This window comes from Mesorhizobium sp. M7A.F.Ca.MR.362.00.0.0 (assembly GCF_004023175.1).
Lineage (GTDB): Bacteria > Pseudomonadota > Alphaproteobacteria > Rhizobiales > Rhizobiaceae > Mesorhizobium.
In genome coordinates this window covers 1-1244 of the sequence record NZ_RZTF01000678.1, presented here as the reverse complement: position 1 = coordinate 1244, position 1244 = coordinate 1, and the positions used below count along the sequence as shown (strand labels likewise).

Genomic DNA, 1244 nt, shown 5'->3' with positions numbered 1-1244 from the left:
ACGAGGAGTCCCGCAGGAAGGCCGAGGAGGCTGAGCGCCAAAAGGCAATGTGGGAGCGCCTGCGGTCGAACCAGATGATTACCAGCGAGCAAGTCAACCCGGCCGCCGGGCACGATCAGCCGGCCCAGGCGCAGATCGCCGCCGACGGTCAGCTTGTTCCAGTGCCGGGCGCCGACAACGACCCGAACAAAGCTTTCCTCGCGCAATCAGAAACACATTCGAACGCGATGGCGAAGGCGCGGGTTTTCCGCCGCACCGATGCATTGATCCCTGAAGGCACGATGATCCGCGGATTTCTGGAAACCGCCATCAACACCGATCTGCCCGGCATGGTTCGCGCGGTGGCGCGCGAAGACGTCTATTCGCTCGACGGCCGTCGCATTCTGATCCCGAAGGGGTCTCGGCTGACCGGCGAATATCGTTCGGGGATCGCGCGCGGGCAAAAGCGTGTGTTCATCGTCTGGAACCGCGTCATCCGTTCCGACGGCGTCTCGGTCGACATCGCCTCGCCTGGCGCCGACCGTCTCGGACGGGGCGGTCTCGGCGGCCGCGTCGATACGCATTGGCTTGAACGCTACGGCAATGCGATCATGCTTTCCGTCGTTGGCGGCGTTTCGGAGTACCTGTCCTCCCTCACCGACAATGGCAGCGACAGCCAGCAACGGCAGGTGACGACCGTTGACCCGGTCACGGGGCAGACGGTCATGACCACCTATGGCGGCTCCGGTTCGCAACGCGACGCCCGCAGCATCGCCTTCGACAAATCATCGACGGCGCTGCAGCAGCTGGCGCAAGAAGCGTTCCGCGACACACAAAACATCCCGCCGACGATTTATGTCGACCAGGGCAAGCCGATCGTCGTCTTCGTGCGCCGGGACCTGGATTTTTCCGAAATCTATGCGGATCCGGTAGAAGAGGAGCTGGCCCGACTGAAGCGCGGCGGCAAGCCGGCAAGAGCGCTCGATCCGACGCCGCTCTTCATGCCGCCGAAGTCCGGGGCTGATCCCTATTATCCAGGCTACGGGACTCCGATGAGATGAATGTGCAGCCTGTGCCGAACCCCGGGGCGCGCGCACCGGTGCTGCGCGCCGAACTGGAACCGATCTGGCCCTACATGGAGGAAGAGTCGGTTTCCGAAATCGCCGTCAACCGACCCGGCGAAGTTTTCATCGAGCGCCTGGGTACTAAGGAGATGGAGCACGTCGTCAAACGCGAGCTCACCAGAAACTGGATACGCTCGGTCT

The 1244-nt window shown here is 63.2% G+C and carries 1 protein-coding gene and 1 pseudogene; both read left to right on the top strand.

The window, feature by feature from the left end; translation table 11 throughout:
• A partial coding sequence (gene virB10, locus EOC06_RS36750) for a type IV secretion system protein VirB10 (RefSeq protein ID WP_206631349.1) occupies positions 1–1040 on the top strand: 1040 nt, incomplete at its 5' end.
• A pseudogene (locus tag EOC06_RS36745) lies at positions 1037–1244 on the top strand (P-type DNA transfer ATPase VirB11); the annotation flags it as partial. The gene virB10 and the pseudogene EOC06_RS36745, both read left to right, overlap by 4 nt.